The following is a 16702-nucleotide window of genomic DNA, read 5'->3' on the forward strand; positions in this document are numbered from 1 at the left end:
TTCGCGGAACGTTGCCGGCATAAGGAGGTTCATTTTGAAGAAATGGCGTCGATACGTAACAGCCGGAGCGTTGGTGCTTTCTTCGGCGGCAATCCTTGGGACAGCTTCATATCTCACGGCTTTGCCGGACGCCCCGGCAAACTCCGCGACGGCTCAGGGAGTTCCGGTTCCCCACGAGCTCGGCGTGGGTGAAAGGCAGCCTGCCTATATCGGTGGTCAGACCTATATGGCCGTCATGAATTCGGAACTGACCGATACCTACACCGGTTGGGGTTGGCGTGGGTCCGGCCGTTCCATGAGTCCGACGATGGGCTATCCTTCGTACACCTTCCCGGCGGGCGGGTTGGACGCGCCACTGTGGGCGTCGGCCTTCGGCATCACGGCCTATCTGCCTGACGCCGTGGCCGGTATGCCTGCAAGCCGCGCCGAAGGTGCTTTCGTCGGAACGAACAACGTATACCGGGCTCCGCCTCACCAGCGTGAGAATCCGCCCGCGGGCTTCTGGTCCGATCAGGGCGGTTCGCAGAGCCCCGGTTTTGGTGGCGGCACCGTGGGCCCCGGTGGATACCGCGAGCCCTTCATCACGGAAGCCACCTTCAATACGAACGCCGGTATTCGGATCTTGCGTCAGTCGTACAGCTTCAGCTACGGCTACGGCCATACGAATGACTTCATCCTGCTGCGTCATGTATTGAACACGCATGGCGATGTGGATGTGAATACCGATAACAGTCCGGAATTAAACGGAGCCACGGTCAAGAACTTCCTGATCATCTTCAACTACGACTTCGATATTCCATGGACGAACAATCCCCTCCTGACGGGCGGGGCGATCGGCGGTGGTACCGGTGGCGACGACAAGCAGCCGCCCGCCATGTTCAGCCGCGTGATGCCTCTCGCCGTACCGGAAGGGCTGATCAACTCGGGCCGTTACAACCAGGCGCCTTACAGCGACCGGTTCTACTCCGGCCTGGTCACCATGTTCGACGAGGACAATCCGGGACATCCGGGTATTGATTCCTACGTGTGGAATACGACCAACGGTAACTTCAATCCGTTGCACGTGGGCGAAGCCTCCCTGATGATTCTCGAAGGTTCCGGCGACGATGATCCGCTTGGTGACACGAACAACGTCGCGGCGCTGGATATCTACGATGCGCCGTCCGTCGGCCTGTTCAACACCCACGAATGGTGGATCGCTGACTTGAGAGGCGTGTTCGGCTGGTACGAGGGCTCGCTTACCAAGTACCTCGAGAACAAGAAGGTCAACGTTCCGGGCGGAAGCAGTGCGCCGCATCCGGATCTCTTCACCAGTGGTTCGCCTCTCGGCAGAACAACCGATATCAGCACCTGGACCGCCAAGACGCAGCCAGGTGGATCGGCCGAAGGCATGGGCCTGATGTGGGGCGACCCGCGTAACCTGACCCAGCCCGGCAATCCCGGTGCGGCTCAGGGTGTGCAGTCTGGTCAGTACGACAGTTTTACGCTCTTCGATCTCGACGGCGTGTTCAGGGGCATCGTGCCCGATCCGTACAACGGAAGCGACACGAAGGAAGAGACCTCGGGCGCCGGTTGCATCCGGAACGCCCTGGGCTGGGGCCCATACACCAAGGCGCCCGGCGAAGACCTGACCATCTGGCATGTTGACCTCATCGGCGCCGGCAAGGATGGCGCCTATGACGTGTATCTCCGCGCTATGGACGTCTGGATGCAGCGGAAGTACAACATGGCGAACAATACGTACTACTGGGACGGCTCCAACGACCGTACCATCCCCATGTACAACGCCGATGGTTCCGTAATGCGGGACGGCGACGGCGCGGTCATGTCGCAGACCATCAACTTGGGTCGCGGCACAGCCAGCGGCGCGCTGTTCCACCCGCCTCCGCCTCCTACCCTGTCGGTCTTCCCGACCGCCAACGGTACGATCGCGCTGGCGTGGGCCAACAATGCGGAAACGGCTATCGATCCGGGCCGGGGCACCGCGGACTTCGCGAAGTACCGCGTGTACCGCGCTTCCGGTTTCATCGATCAGTTCCCGACCGCTACAGTAGCCCATGATGTCGGTTACAACAGTACGGTGATTCCGCCGAATCTCGGTCTGAGCGATGGCGCCGCACCGGTCACGAACGTAACCGATCCGACGAGTGCCGCGGTGAAGCAGGGCCATCCCTACGCCCGGTTCATCCATGAAGGCCTGACGCTCGGCGCCGATTACAACATCGGCCGGGTTTACGACTTTGTGGCCGACGACCTGGTGAAGCGCTTCGCGGCGCCGAACTTCTCCGGTCCGTATGTCCAGATCGCTGAATTCGGCGGCGGCGGCGGCAATCAGACCAACAGTCTGAATCCGCCGGAATCCGTTTCCTATCCGAACCCGTATCCGGCTGGTAACAGGCTGCCGGGTTTCGAGGATGATTTCATCGAAACCAAGCCGAGTTCGGCACAGATCGTCGAAGCGAACAATGCTCTGGGCGCTACGACGGCCATCGCCACCAGCTTCTCGGATCGCTATCCGGATGCCATCGGATCCGGCGATGCGCAGATTACCAGTGTCGGCGGTATTCCCACGGATCCCCGACTGGTCGGCAAGAGCGGTTATATGTTCGAGGATCGTTCCGTGCTGATCGGTTTCAGCTACTGGTACTACGTAGCTTCGGTGGATAACGAAAGCGCGCAACAGCACGATTTCGATAACTACGTGGCCGATCAGGGTTCTACGCAGCGCGTGATCACCCGTACGATCAACGGGCTCGAGAGTTTTTACACGATGAACGCGAACGGTACGGACGGACGCTGGCACGGCCAGTATCCGTACCGGGGTTTGACGGTGGGACCGCAGGTACCGGGACAGGACGTTATCCCGACTACCGTGATCCGTAACGAGGTTGTGGGCGGTGTGGCCGAATTCGAGAATCTGATCACGGTCGCGCCCAACCCCTTCGTCTTCCAGGCCCAGTGGGATCTGGCAACGAAGTCGCAAACCGTCAAGTTCTTCAACGCTCCGGTACCGTCCCGCATCACGATCTTCGATGCGGCCGGCCTGCTGGTGAAGCAGTTCTCCGTTCCGGGTGACCAGACCACGACGATCGGCGGTGTGACGGACTGGGATCTGAAGAATGATTCCAACGTACCGGTTTCCAGCGGTCTGTATATCATCGTGGTAGAAGCCGAGATCGGTGGCGTGGACTACACGAAAACACTGAAACTCTACGTCCGGCGGTAAACTGCGGTTACGTCCTGCGCCATGGGCCATGACCGGCCATGGCGCGGGGCGGTCCGATTCAGGGAGGTTTTCTAATGAAAGTATTGTTTCGCTGGGGCGTGGTCACCGGACTCCTGCTGGCACTGTCAGCACCGGTACATGCTCAGGTTTCCAAAGGTGGAACCGCCGCGACGAAGTTTCTGACGTTGGATGCTAGCGCCCGTGTCGCGGGTGTTGGATCCTCCGCCACGTCCTATACGGATCTGGGCGCGTTCTCTGCACTGACGAACCAGGCTACCATGGTGTTCGTCGAGGGCAGGGGCGCGGTCGGCGTTTCCTATGCACCGTATTTCGCGGAAATGACCGTGTTCAGCGCAGGTCTCGTTTGGAATCTCGGCGACAACGGGGCGGTGGGTGTGAGTGTGCACTCGTTGCTTTCGGGCGACATACCTTATACCACCTCTGGAGATCCGACGGGTCAATTCGCCAACCAGGGCCAGAACTTCAACGTGACGGACCTGGCCATCGGGCCGAGCTATGCGCGTCGTCTGACAGATTCCTTCGCGGTCGGCGGATCGCTGAAGTACGTGTCGGAAGGCACGAGCGGCGCCGGAGACGATGACCGTACCAGCACGGCGGTTGCGGTCGACGTGGGCACCATCTATACGACAGACTTCCGTAATTTCCGTATTGGCGCCTCGTTCCAGAACTTCGGTCCGGACATGCAATTCATCGAAGAGTCGAGCGCTCGCGATCAGTTGCCTACGACGTTCCGTATCGGTTTTGCCATTGAACCGACCGAACTGCCGGTGGGCAGCATCATGACCAGCGCCGAACTCTGGAAGCTCCGCGAGTTCGATTCCGTGCTCAATCTCGGTATCGAGTGGTGGGTGAACGACTACATCGCGGGCCGGGTAGGCTGGAAAGCCGGATACAGCGGCGGCCAGGACGAAGGCGTTTCCGCTGGTGCCGGTCTCCGGTTCAGCCAGGGTGAATTGAGTCTCAACGTTGATTACGCGTATACGCAGTATGAACTGCTGGACGATCTGCATCGCGTGTCCGTCGGCGTGGGCTTCTAAACATCAAGCCAGGAAGCACCGATGGATGTAAGCATTATCGTTTGAAGCATCAGGAGAATCCCTCAGTCCGTTCGATGAGGGATTCTCTTATGTTGTGAGAGAATCGGGGAATTCAATGAAGTTGAGTGGACTGGCCGGATACAGGCAGTTGGTGAGGGTTTTCGTAATCGGATGCATTGCGGCCGCCGGAGCGATGATCGGTCCGGAAGCCAGGGCTCAGGTCCTGCAGTTGAGCGGCATCGTCATCGATGGAAAAGACCCTATACCGGGTGTCCGCGTGCGGGAACACGGGAAGCCGGATTTCGTGCTTACCGATTCCGAGGGAAGGTTTACCCTGAATATCATTGAAGAACCCGTGCAGCATTACGCGGTAACGGCAGGCAAGGAAGGCTGGTTGAACGGCGGGGTCATGGTAGATCCCAAAACATCATATACGACGATCGTATTGCAAAAAGTACCCGAAGAGAAAGACGACGCCTACAATTTCATCACCCCCCACAAATCGCTGGTCGATCTTCGCGAGGATCCGGAAGAGCTGGAACGACTGCGCACGCAATCCCACACGGGCTTCGAAGAGGGGTGCAATCTCTGCCATTTCGAACCGACCTGTTATCTTTGCCATAGAGATCTCTACGATCAGTGGAGTACTTCCCAGCACGCGAAAGGCGTGACCAATCCGTGGACGTTGAACCTATACGACGGTACGGACGCGGACGGGAATGAAAACGTGGGACCTGGTTTCAGACTGGATTTTCCCGATGAAGCCGGAGAGTGCGCCGATTGCCACGCCCCGTCGGCCGCCGTGCAAGCGCCGGGTCATACCGACCTGAAGGTCGTGTACAACCGTTCGCTGGCCTACCCGACCGTCCAGGACTACAAGACGCTTGAACGCATGGAGTACGAAAAACTGGCCGGTTCAGTCGACGCTGCGGGGATTCATTGCGATTTCTGCCACAAGATTCAGCACGTGGAGGTCAATGACCACGCGGGCGTGAATGGATCGATCACCCTGAACCTGGTGGCCATGGAAGAAGAAAGGCAGGCCCGGCTCATCAAGGGGAAGTTCCCGCCGATCTTCGTCTACGGACCCTATGACGACGTCATCAACTTCACCCCCTTGCCGGGTTCATCCAATACCTCGCCCATGGTGGCGAGCTACAATCCGCAATACACGAGCAGCGATTACTGCTCTGCCTGCCACCAGCACAAGAACAAGCACGGCCTTCCGTTCATGGATACGTACCGGGAATGGAAGGAGAGTCCCTATTCCGCCATGGGCATCGAGTGCCAGGACTGCCACATGGAGCCCGATTCCGACGGTTTCACCTTTGGTTCTTTCGTAAACGGCGACGCGGAGAAGTTCTGGACACCCATCGGATACCGGGATCCGACCACCGTTAAGACACACGGGTTCCCCGGGGCCACGGAAGAGCTCCTGCCGAACGCCGCCACCCTGGCCATCGACGCCGTTGTTTCAGGCGGCCTGCTGACGGTGACCGTGGACGTGCGCAACGTCAATACCGGCCATCACATCCCGTCGGGGATCACCATCAGGAACATGCTGTTGCTCGTGACGCCCGTGCTGGCGAATGGCGATACCCTGCGTTACGTGGGGGACCAGCGCGTACCGTCCTACGGCGGCGAAGGCGACCTGGCCGAAGGAAACTACGCGGGCTACCCTGGCAAGGGATTCGCCCTGGTCTTCGGTGACGACGCGGGCAACACCCACGTCATGGACTGGCAGGCGACCCGCATCGTTGAAGACACGCGGATCAAGGCGCGCGAGGCGGATCGCTCCGTGTATTCCTTCGAAGTCCCGTCGGATGTCGATCGCGTGGATATCCATACCGATCTGATTTACAGAAGAGCGTTCAAGCCGCTGGCTGATCTCAAGAAGTGGACGCAGAAAGACATGGCCGTGGCTTCGGACGTCACCACGGTAAGGCCGGTTGGACAACTGGAAGTTTCCACGCCTTCGAAAGGACTGAGCCTCCGCGATCGTCTCAGGTCCTACTTCGACTGACGGGTACGGAATGCGCAATATCCTTCTCGCAGCCCTTCTGCTTTACACGCCACTGCTTACGGACACCGGTCCCTACCTCACGAACATCACCACCGCCCGTCCGGATGAAGCGCTCAGGCAACTGTCGCCCGAGGACGAATCCCTTCTGCTCGAAGACGTGATGTACTTCCGACGGCAGATCGAGGAGAACAGGAGCGAACCGGCCAACTACTTCAACCTGGGCCTGGCCGCCGTCGCGCTGGAGAAGCTGGACACGGCGGAAGCGGCATTCCTGGTCGTCACCGAACTGCGTCCAGGGGACGCCGATGCCCATTTCAACCTGGGTCTGGTTTACGCCCAGCAGGAACGGTACGACGAAGCGATTGAGGCGTTCCACCGCGTCGTGGAAATGGATCCCGACCGCGCCGAACCGTACTACAACCTGGGCCAGGCTTACCAGTACACGGGCCGGCTCATCGAATCGATCAGGTCGTTCGTCGAGGCGACGGACCGTGACCCCGACAACAGCCTGTTTCACTACGGCCGGGGGACCACGGAGGAGAAACTGGGTGCCCTGGACGAGGCCGCCATTTCCTATACCAATGCCCTGTCCATCGATCCGGACTACGTCGACGCCCGGTTCGCGTTGGGACGCGTGCTGCTGGATCAGCGGAAATTCCAGGAAGCGCGGGATGCCTTTCGCGCGGCATTGCAGGTGGATGCCGGCATGGCGGAGGCCTACTGCCAGCTCGGCGTGATCGCGTTGGGCGAAGGCCGTGTCGACGACGCGGTCCGGTCCTACGAGAACGCGCTGCGCATCGATGAGGCATCGGTGGAGGCCATCGCGGGTCTTGCCCAGGCCTCGCTGCGGGCGGGTCGGACCGAACGGGCGATTACGCTGTACAGGGAAGCCCTGGTGATGGATCCCGAGTCGGCTACCCTGCATTACCATGCGGGTACGGCCTATGCGGCTGCCCAACGGCATGAAGAAGCCCTGGAAGTGTTCTCACGGGCGGTCGAACTCAATCGGGCGTACCCCGAACCCTATCTTGCCATCGGAAACACTCTGAACGCCATGGGCAGACAGGACGATGCCAGGCGTTTTCTCGATGCGTTTCAGCAGCTCAACGGGTTCAGGGAGGCGTTGTCGCAGGCGGAATCCATGGTACGGCTGAATCCCCGGGTGGCGGAGATGCATTACAACATGGCGACGGCCCTGACCCGCCTGGGCCGGTATGAGGACGCCGTACGGGCCTTCAGGATAGCGACGGAACTTTCGCCCCGTTTCGTTCACGCCTTCAACAACCTGGGCGTGGCCTACGTGGAGCTGGGCATGTTCGATGAGGCACGCGATGCATATCAACAGGCGATCCTGCTGGATTCGAACTTTGTGGAGGCCTATACGAACCTTGCCTGGCTCATCGCCCGGCACGGGGAGGACCTGGACCGTGCCCTCGAACTGGCCGGCAAGGCGGTTGAGATCGCGCCTACCGCCGTCGCCTACGAAACACTGGCCATCGTGCGGAACGTGAGCGGGGACTACGGCGGGGCCGATGAGGCGATGGGGAATGCCGTCCGCATCGAACCGGAGAATGAGGTATTGCAGCAGCGATGGGAGCAGATCAGGCAGGAAAGGAACGGATCATGAATGGACGTACCGGAAGGAGAAGCGGATGAAGGGGTTCAAGTCCGGAGCGTTGCCGCTCCTGGCCGCGGTACTGCTGATGGGTTGCTCGGAAGCGGACGATGACGGGATGTGGCGTGGGAGGACGGAAGTGGTCGCGGGCGCTTCAAGGGTCATCAGCGACGCCCCGGTCCGGCACGCACCCGATCAAACAGCTGACGTCACGCTCGAAGAAGACCTGGTGATCGAAGGAGGCGAAGGCCGGTCCTTTGCTTCGGTATTCGGGATCACCACGGATCGAAGCGGCAACATCTATATTGCCGATTCGGACCAGAAACAGATTTCCAAATTCGACGAGTCCGGTGCCTTTCAGACGGCCGTAGGGTCGTTAGGCGTAGGACCGCTACAGTTCAAGTCTCCAGTAGACATGGCGCTGGATGATGAAGGTAGACTGTTCGTGCTGGACTTCGAACTCGACCGGGTCACGGTATTCAATCCGGACCTCACCTTCGCGGACATCTGGTCGACGCAGGTAACGAAGCCTCGCCGCATACGCATCGATGCCGAGGGCAACGTGCTCATTTTCGTCATTACGCAGCACGATCTCATCTACAAATACAGTCCGGAAGGAGATCCGATCACCAAGTTCTACAATCCGATGGAGACCCTGCGGCGCTCGGGAACGCTCAAGGAATTCATCGCGTATTCCGACGCGGCCATGGAAACGACGGAGGACGGATACGTGGTCGTATCCGCGAGACACCCCTACTGGATCCGCAAATTCGACCGGGTAAACGGACTGGAACTGGAGTTCAACCGAACCACTTCCTTCGATATGAAACCCATGGCGCGCTGGACGACCACGCGGCGGCCGCCGCCCGTGGGCGTGTCCGGCGGCCTGGCCGTTCTGCCCGACGGACGGATCGTCAATTCTATCCAGTACCAGGAATTCGAACAGGTCGGTCTCAACGCGATGGGTATGCCCAGACTGCAGATGACGAAACTGGATCGGTGGTTCGATTTCTTCAGGCCGGATGGAAAGTGGGAAATGACGGCGCAGTTCGACGAGGTTGGCGTTCCCATGCACGTGGACCGGCAGGGCCGGATCTATTTCGCGGAATTGGAAGAGGACAGAGTCGTCCGGTACCACTTCGTTTTTCCTGAGGAGTACAACTAGTGCGCGGTAACATGACAGGCTTCGTGCTGGCGTTCGCGGCGGCGTTCACGTTGGCGGTTACGGCCCCCGGCTGCAACGGGGCGCCCAGCGACGATCAGGTGGCGGGCGGCACGTTCGTCGGATATACCTTCTCCGAGCAGGCCGTCGTCGATGAAGCGCGGGACATGGATGCCGGGTACATACTGACCTTCAAGGCCTACGATCTCGGCGGCGACGCGCGGTTCGTGTCCTACGTCCAGCGCAGGTCGTCGGGCGAATACTACGCGGGCGTCCTCCGGATCGGGATCACGGATCCACAGGGCAACGTATACACGCATTACCACAGCGCCGAAGCCGAGGCCATCGACCGCCCGATCATGTGGACCCGGCGCGTTCCAGGCGTACATCACGTCGAGGTGGAGTTTGCGGTGCGTGGTGAACAGAAGGCGAGTGTCGCCTTCGAGGTTCCGCTGGTCAGGGAACCGGTATCGGGCTTTCTCGTCGCCGGGGTCAGCCTGGGCGTGCTTGCCCTCGTGGCCATGACCGTCGTACTCATGAGAAAACGCCGTTGAAATGGGCGCCGGTACTTCTCTCCTCCCTTTTCCTTTCCCCTTCCTGCGGACAGCCCGGCCAGCCCGATCATCGTCCTGATGCGGCCCGGCCGGTCGTGCAGTTCACGGACATCGCGCCTTCGGCCGGGATCACGTTCCGGCACACCAACGGCAAATCGGGCCGGTACTACTTCCTCGAAACGGTGGCGTCCGGCGGCGGGTTCATCGACTACGACGGGGACGGCGACCTCGACGTCTACCTGCTCAACGGCGCGGCCATCCCGGGTTTCGTGCCCGACCAGCCCCTTTCCAGCATCCTCTATCGCAACGACGGCGACGGATCCTTCACGGACGTGACCGTCCAGGCCGGCGTGGACAACGCGGGGGGTTACGGGATGGGCCTGGCCGTCGCAGATTACGACAACGACGGCGACGACGATCTGTTCGTCACGAACTACGGGGCGAACATCCTCTACCGGAACCAAGGGGACGGGACATTCAGGGATGTGACCGCCCGTGCGAATCTGACGGTACCGAGGAATCCCACGTTCTCCACCAGCGCGGCATTCCTGGACTACGACCGGGACGGGCACCTGGACCTCTACGTGTGCGCGTACGTCGAATTCGACTTCGAGGCCAACAGGCGCTGCTCCAGGGACGGCATCCAGTCCTACTGCGGACCCGACATCTACGAGGGTGCGGCCGACCTGCTGTACCGGAACAACGGCGACGGTTCGTTTACGGACGTCTCCGCGGAGGCGGGCATCGCCAATCCGGACGGCAAGGGCCTCGGGGTCGTGGGAGGCGACTACGACGGCGACGGATGGACAGATATCTTCGTGGCCAACGACCTGACGCCGGATTTCCTGTACCGGAACAACGGCGACGGCACGTTTACCGACATGGCCTTGCTGGCGGGCGTGGCCTATGGCGAAGACGGTGTCGCCCGGGCGGGCATGGGGGTGGATATGGGAGACTACGACCGGAATGGGTCGCCGGATATCTACGTGACCAATTTCTCCCTGGAACCCAACTCGCTGCACCGGAACAACGGAAACAGCACCTTCACCGAAACGACTTTCGGCGCGGGCGTGGGCAATCCCACGCTCCTGTTCCTGGGCTTCGGTACGGCCTTCAAGGATTTCGACCACGATGGGTGGTTGGACATCTTCGCGGCGAACGGCCACGTGATCGACAACATCTCCCTGTTCGATCCGACGATAACCTACGCGCAGACCAATCAGCTGTTCCGGAACGAGGGAGACGGCGTGTTCACCGACGTCAGCCCTGAAGCGGGCCCATCCTTCCAGGTGGAGCGCGTGCACCGCGGCGCGGCCTTCGGGGACGTGGACAACGACGGCGACATCGACGTGCTGGTCACTACGGTGAACGACGTCCCGCTGCTGCTGCGAAACGACGGGATTAACGGGCGAGGCGCGGGCGGTGCGGCCGGCGTGACTGGGACCGGCGAAGGCGGCGGAAGTGACGGAAGTGACGGCGCCGGCGGAAGTGACGGCGGAAGTGACGGCGCCGGTCAGCCCGGTCCCGCCAGCCTGCTCGTCGCCACCGAGGGCGTCCGGAGCAATCGCAACGGCATCGGTGCGCGGGTCACCGTGATCACGGATGCCGTGCGACAGTCGCGGGAAATTCGAAGTGCCTACAGCTACCTGGCGGCCAATGACCTCAGGGCTCACTTCGGACTCGGCGCCCATGCCGGCGCGGACTCGATCATCGTGGACTGGCCCAGCGGCGGGAGAGACATCGCAACCGGCGTAGAAGGCGGCCAGCTTGTCACGATCCGCGAAGGCGCAGGTATCGTTTCGCGAACGCCATTTCTCCGGCGTTGAAGAATCTCATCGCCCACAACGCCACCGGGTAAGCCGCGACCAGGGCGATCTCCCCGGGCCAGGCGCTTTCGGTGAGTTCACGCACCGCGAACAGCACTCCGCACGCCAGGATCACCTTGAACAGTCGGATGTACTCGTAGGGTATCGGGTAATACCTTCGGCCCACGAGATATAACCCGGCCACCATCACCGCGTAGGCGGCCGCCGAGGCCGTGGCCGCCCCGTACATGCCGAATTCCGGGATGAGCCAGAGGTTCGTCAGGATGCAGACCAGGGCCGACGCGGCCGCGATGAAGGGGAGTAGGATGGTCTTCTTCTCCAGGTAGACGCCCACGGTGAGGTTGACATATATCCCATACAGCACGTACGCCGCGAGCAGGATCGGCACCACGCCGATCCCTTCCCAGTAAGACGCCTCGATCAGGGTATAGCCACCGATGGAGATGCGGGCCAGGTCGTCGATGAGGAAGGAAAGGGCCAGGAAGACGCCGCCCGCAATGGCCAGGAAGTAGGTCAGCACGCGGGCGAACAGCGGCCTGGGGTTCTCCTCCCTGGAAGTCTCCAGGAAGAAGGGTTGCCAGGCCTGCCGGAACATGGTGACGAAGATGAGCATGCCGACGCCCAGCTTGCGGGCCGCATGGTAAATGCCGAGGGTTTCGGTGCCGGCCATCCGTTCCAGCATCAGGCGGTCGATGGTTTCGATGATGATGATGCAGGCGCCGGCGGGCACGTAAGGCAGGCCGAATCCCAGGAGCCGCCCCATCGTTCCGCGAGACCAGGAGAAGGACATGTGCCGCAGGGTGATGCCCGCCAGGATGAGAAAAACGATCCCGGAACCGGCGATGTTGCTGATCAGAATGCCCTGCAGTCCCATGTCGAGCACGACGACGAGGTAGCAGTTTCCCCCGAGTTCGATCATGACCTTCATCAGCTTGAGAGAGGCGAACGTCGTGGCCTTGCCCTCACCCCGGAGCCGCGCGAAGGGAATGGCGTTCAGGGCGTCCAGTGCCAGGACGGCGGCGGCCAGCTGGACGTACGAAGTCAGGGAAGCGGAGACGGCGATCAGGGGCGCGATCCGGGCGGAGAACAGGACGATGACCACGGCGAGCCCGGCCGACGTGAACAGCATGGTAAGATAGCCGGTGCTCAGCGTATCCCGCTTGCGGTCTTCCTCGAGTACGTAATACCTGAGAAAGGCCGAATCCATGCCGTAGAGGAATACGACGTTCGCCAGCGCGATGAAGGTATATACGAGCCCGTAGTAGCCGAATTCCTCCACGGGCATGACATGGGTATACACCGGTACCAGCAGGTAGGCCATGGACCTGCCCAGTACGTCGCTGAGACCGTAGATCGCCGAATGGGTGGTGAGTCTCTTGAGGCCTTGGAACATGGATCCTGAGTTTGCGGGCGGTCAGGGTTCTCACCGCCTCGGTAGGGGGCGGAAGCCAGGCGCTGAGCACCGATATGGTACCGGCGGCCGCCGGGGACGTCAAGCAATTACGGGTGGGCTCGACCGCCGGAATCCCTGTCGCGTCGGCACAGCCGGACTTCGGTATTGAACGCCGTCGGGCGAAAAAGGTTCGTTGCGGCGGCGCCGGTTCCTTATCTTGACCGGGTGCCGAGCGGGATGGTCAAATATCCTTCACGAACGGACGAAGCCATGTCGGAAGTCATCTACGGACGGAACCCGGTCAGGGCGGCCCTGCAGGCGGGCCGGAGCCTCAACCGGATCTACATCGCCGAAGGGGTTGCGCGCCAGGACGTGGCCGAAATCCTGGGCCTCGCCCGGAAGCGGGGCGTCGTGTTCGAGTTCACCGAACGCCGCCGGCTGGACCGTCTTACCGACGGCAGGCACCAGGGGGTCGTCGCCACGGTGGCCGGCCACCAATACGCCGAAATGGCGGATATCCTGGCCTCGACCCGGCGGTCCGAATCTCCCCCCTTCCTCGTCCTGCTGGACGGCATACAGGATCCCCACAACCTGGGCGCCATCATTCGCACCGCGGACGCGGTCCACGTCGACGGCGTCGTGATACCCCGTCGAAACGCGGCGGGACTGACCGCCGCCTCGGTCAAGGCTTCCGCCGGGGCCAGCGAGCACGTTCCGGTCGCGCGGGTGGCGAACATGAACCACGCCATGCAGGCGCTTCGTGAAGCGGGCGTCTGGCTCGTGGGCCTCGCGGCGGACGGCCCTTCGCTTTTCAGCAAAATGGACTATACCGTCCCCGTGGCGCTCGTCATAGGCGGCGAGGGCAAGGGACTGAGGCCCCTGGTCCGGCGCAACTGCGACGAAGTGGTGCGGCTTCCGGTCGCCGGGCACGTGGATTCGCTCAACGCGTCCGTGGCGGCGGCCCTCGTGTTGTACGAGGTCTTTCGCCAGCGCCAGGAAATAGAGGACGGGTAAATCGGTTGACACGGTTGCTTCGCGGCGTTATGCTACCGCCCTGTGTTTTCTGGCGAAAGGACCTGCAGACGGGACTGAAAAAAGTAGCTGAACGGAGTAAAGGAGCACGGTAGCGTTATGGCGAAACAGGTATACTACTTTGGCGGCGGCGAGGCGGATGGATCCGCGGACTTTCGGGAGCTTCTGGGCGGCAAGGGCGCCAATCTGGCCGAGATGAGCCACCTCGGCATTCCCGTTCCCGCGGGCTTCACCATCTCAACGGAGATATGCACTTATTTCTACGATCACGACCACCGGTACCCGGCGGAACTGGACGAACAGATCCAGCAGGCGATGGCGCAGGTTGAGGGCGTCATGGACGCCGGTTTCGGCAGTGCGGAAAACCCGCTGCTGGTTTCCGTCCGGTCCGGGTCCCGTTCTTCCATGCCCGGCATGATGGACACCATTCTGAATCTCGGCCTGAACGACGCCACTGTCGAGGGACTGATCGCACAGTCGGGTGACGAACGCTTCGCCTACGACAGCTACCGGCGATTCGTACAGATGTACGGAGACGTGGTCATGGGCGTGCGTCCGGCGGACGATGAGGATCACGATCCCTTCGAGGCATTGCTGGAACGCAGGAAGGCCCGCGCCGGCGTCACGGAGGACATGGAACTCGGGGCCGCCGACCTCAAGGCGCTGGTCGCCGAGTTCAAGGCCGAGATCAAGGCGCGCACGGGCGCCGACTTTCCTGACGATCCCCGCGAGCAGCTCTGGGGAGCTATCGGGGCCGTGTTCGGCTCGTGGAACAACGAACGCGCCGTGGTGTACCGGAAGTTGAACGACATCCCGGATGAATGGGGCACCGCCGTCAACGTGCAGGCCATGGTCTACGGCAACATGGGCGACGACTGCGCCACGGGGGTCGCCTTCAGCCGCGATCCCGCGACCGGCGAGAAACGGTTTTACGGCGAATACCTCATCAACGCCCAGGGCGAGGACGTCGTGGCGGGCATTCGCACCCCCCGGCCCATCGAGCAGCTTCAGGGCGAGATGCCGGACGCCTATCATCAACTGGTAGAGATCTGCGATACGCTGGAGTCCCATTACAGGGATATGCAGGATATCGAATTCACCATCCAGCGCGGCAAACTGTGGATGCTGCAGTGCCGTGTCGGGAAGCGTACCGGTTTCTCCGCGATCACAATCGCGGTGGACATGGTCAGGGAAGGGCTGATCGACGAGCAGGAAGCCCTGCGGCGCGTGGAACCCGACCAGCTCGACCAGCTATTGCGCCCCGTATTCGACGTGGAGGAAAAGCGCCGCGCGGAGCACGAGGGACGGGTGCTGGCCCGGGGCCTCAACGCCGGTCCGGGCGCGGCATCGGGTAAAGTGGTGTTCAACGCCACCGATGCCGAGTCCTGGGCGGACCGTGGCGACCAGGTCATCCTGGTACGTATCGAGACGTCGCCCGAGGACATACGCGGCATGAACGCCGCGGTAGGTATCCTGACCGCCCGGGGCGGCATGACGAGCCACGCGGCGCTTGTCGCCCGCCAGATGGGCAAGGTCTGCGTCGCCGGCTGCGGGGAACTGGATATCGACTACGCCGCCCGTCAGATGCGCGTCGGCGAACAGGTCATCGCCGAAGGGGACTATATCTCCATCGACGGGTCCACCGGGGAGGTCATGGCTGGCGCCATTCCGACTATTCCCTCCGAAGTGCTGCAGGTCCTGTTGCAGAAATCCATGTCGTCCGAGAATTCGGAGGTCTATCAGCGGTACGAAAGCCTGATGGCCTGGGCCGACCGGAACCGCCGGCTTAAGGTGCGGACCAACGCGGACCAGCCCGATCAGTCGGCCACCGCGCGCGCCTTCGGCGCCGAGGGCATCGGCCTCTGCCGGACGGAGCACATGTTCTTCGAAGAAGACCGGATCGATTCGGTCCGGGAGATGATCCTGGCCGATGACGAAGCCGGCCGCCGGAAGGCGCTGGCCAGGCTGCTGCCGATCCAGAGAAGCGATTTCATCGGGATATTCGAAGTCATGGACGGTTACCCCGTTACCATCCGCACGCTCGACCCTCCCCTGCACGAATTCCTCCCCCACGAGGACGAGGCCATCGGACAACTCGCCGCGCAGACCGGCGTGCCGGTGGATCGTTACCAGCGCAAGCTGGAGGACCTGCGGGAGGCCAATCCCATGCTCGGACACCGTGGGTGCAGGCTCGGTATCGCCTACCCCGAGATTACCGAGATGCAGGCCCGGGCGATTTTCGAAGCCGCGAGCGACTGCGTGAAACGCGGCATCAAGGCCATCCCGGAGATCATGATCCCCCTGGTCGGCCACATCAACGAGCTGCGTCTGCAGGCCGAGGTCGTCCGCCGGACGGCCCGGGAAGTGCAGTCGGAGACCGGCGTGGAGGTGGACTACCAGATCGGTACCATGATCGAGCTGCCGCGGGCGGCGCTGACCGCCCACGAGATCGCGGAGGAAGCGGAGTTCTTCTCCTTCGGGACGAACGACCTGACGCAGACTACTTTCGGACTCTCCCGCGACGACGCGAGGTTCATCCCCGACTACCTGCATGCCGAGATCTGGCCGGAAGACCCCTTCGTGAGCATTGACGGCAGCGGCGTCGGGGAACTCGTGAAAATCGGCGTCGAGCGCGGCCGTGCCACGCGGGATGGCATGAAGGTGGGCATCTGCGGCGAGCACGGCGGCGATCCCGCCTCGGTAGAATTCTGCCACGGCGTGGACCTGGACTACGTCAGCTGCTCTCCGTACCGCGTGCCCATCGCCTGCCTGGCCGCGGCCCGGGCGGCGCTGTCCGACCAGGCACCCTGAAT

Annotated in this window: 10 protein-coding genes; 9 read left to right on the top strand and 1 reads right to left on the bottom strand. The window is 62.0% G+C overall.

Annotated elements, in window-relative coordinates; all coding sequences use genetic code 11:
• The first annotated feature begins 184 nt into the window (after positions 1 to 184).
• The 7 genes from F4X08_13900 (at position 185) to F4X08_13930 (ending at position 11464) form a co-directional block, all read left to right on the top strand.
• Positions 185 to 3226, top strand: a complete 3042-nt coding sequence (locus tag F4X08_13900; protein ID MYD26890.1) for a T9SS type A sorting domain-containing protein — start codon at positions 185 to 187, stop codon at positions 3224 to 3226.
• 38 nt (positions 3227 to 3264) lie between these two features.
• Positions 3265 to 4284 (top strand): PorV/PorQ family protein, encoded by a 1020-nt coding sequence (locus tag F4X08_13905; GenBank protein ID MYD26891.1) that lies wholly within the window; start codon positions 3265 to 3267, stop codon positions 4282 to 4284.
• A 115-nt stretch (positions 4285 to 4399) separates the two neighbouring features.
• Positions 4400 to 6307: a hypothetical protein gene (locus F4X08_13910; GenBank protein MYD26892.1), complete on the top strand. Its 1908-nt coding sequence runs from the start codon at positions 4400 to 4402 to the stop codon at positions 6305 to 6307.
• Positions 6308 to 6317: 10 nt separating this feature from the next.
• Positions 6318 to 7934 (top strand): tetratricopeptide repeat protein, encoded by a 1617-nt coding sequence (locus F4X08_13915; protein ID MYD26893.1) that lies wholly within the window; start codon positions 6318 to 6320, stop codon positions 7932 to 7934.
• 25 nt (positions 7935 to 7959) lie between these two features.
• Complete coding sequence (locus F4X08_13920; GenBank protein MYD26894.1) at positions 7960 to 9087, top strand: hypothetical protein; 1128 nt, start codon at positions 7960 to 7962, stop codon at positions 9085 to 9087.
• The gene (locus F4X08_13925; protein ID MYD26895.1) at positions 9087 to 9638 is read left to right on the top strand and encodes a hypothetical protein; all 552 of its coding nucleotides are present in this window, start codon (positions 9087 to 9089) and stop codon (positions 9636 to 9638) included. The genes F4X08_13920 and F4X08_13925 overlap by 1 nt, the downstream gene beginning before the upstream one ends.
• Complete coding sequence (locus F4X08_13930; protein ID MYD26896.1) at positions 9635 to 11464, top strand: CRTAC1 family protein; 1830 nt, start codon at positions 9635 to 9637, stop codon at positions 11462 to 11464. The genes F4X08_13925 and F4X08_13930 overlap by 4 nt, the downstream gene beginning before the upstream one ends.
• On the opposite strand, the gene F4X08_13935 is transcribed toward F4X08_13930, so the two are convergent.
• Complete coding sequence (locus tag F4X08_13935; GenBank protein MYD26897.1) at positions 11409 to 12857, bottom strand: lipopolysaccharide biosynthesis protein; 1449 nt, start codon at positions 12855 to 12857, stop codon at positions 11409 to 11411. The genes F4X08_13930 and F4X08_13935 overlap by 56 nt on opposite strands.
• Before the next feature lie 270 nt (positions 12858 to 13127).
• On the opposite strand from F4X08_13935, the gene rlmB reads away from it, so the two are divergent.
• Together rlmB and F4X08_13945 are read left to right on the top strand one after the other, a co-directional pair.
• Complete coding sequence (gene rlmB, locus F4X08_13940) at positions 13128 to 13871, top strand: 23S rRNA (guanosine(2251)-2'-O)-methyltransferase RlmB (protein MYD26898.1); 744 nt, start codon at positions 13128 to 13130, stop codon at positions 13869 to 13871.
• A 117-nt stretch (positions 13872 to 13988) separates the two neighbouring features.
• Positions 13989 to 16700 (top strand): pyruvate, phosphate dikinase, encoded by a 2712-nt coding sequence (locus F4X08_13945; GenBank protein ID MYD26899.1) that lies wholly within the window; start codon positions 13989 to 13991, stop codon positions 16698 to 16700.
• Positions 16701 to 16702: the final 2 nt, after the last annotated feature.

It is taken from the genome of Gemmatimonadota bacterium (assembly GCA_009841265.1).
Lineage (GTDB): Bacteria > JAAXHH01 > JAAXHH01 > JAAXHH01 > JAAXHH01 > JAAXHH01.

What these genes read in the sequence shown, in the direction of transcription:
- F4X08_13910 (MYD26892.1), top strand. Translation starts at nt 4,400, where the DNA reads ATGAAGTTGAGTGGACTGGCCGGATACAGGCAGTTGGTGAGGGTTTTC.
- F4X08_13935 (MYD26897.1), bottom strand. Translation starts at nt 12,857, where the DNA reads ATGTTCCAAGGCCTCAAGAGACTCACCACCCATTCGGCGATCTACGGT.
- F4X08_13905 (MYD26891.1), top strand. Translation starts at nt 3,265, where the DNA reads ATGGCGCGGGGCGGTCCGATTCAGGGAGGTTTTCTAATGAAAGTATTG.
- F4X08_13945 (MYD26899.1), top strand. Translation starts at nt 13,989, where the DNA reads ATGGCGAAACAGGTATACTACTTTGGCGGCGGCGAGGCGGATGGATCC.
- F4X08_13920 (MYD26894.1), top strand. Translation starts at nt 7,960, where the DNA reads ATGAAGGGGTTCAAGTCCGGAGCGTTGCCGCTCCTGGCCGCGGTACTG.
- F4X08_13915 (MYD26893.1), top strand. Translation starts at nt 6,318, where the DNA reads ATGCGCAATATCCTTCTCGCAGCCCTTCTGCTTTACACGCCACTGCTT.
- rlmB (MYD26898.1), top strand. Translation starts at nt 13,128, where the DNA reads ATGTCGGAAGTCATCTACGGACGGAACCCGGTCAGGGCGGCCCTGCAG.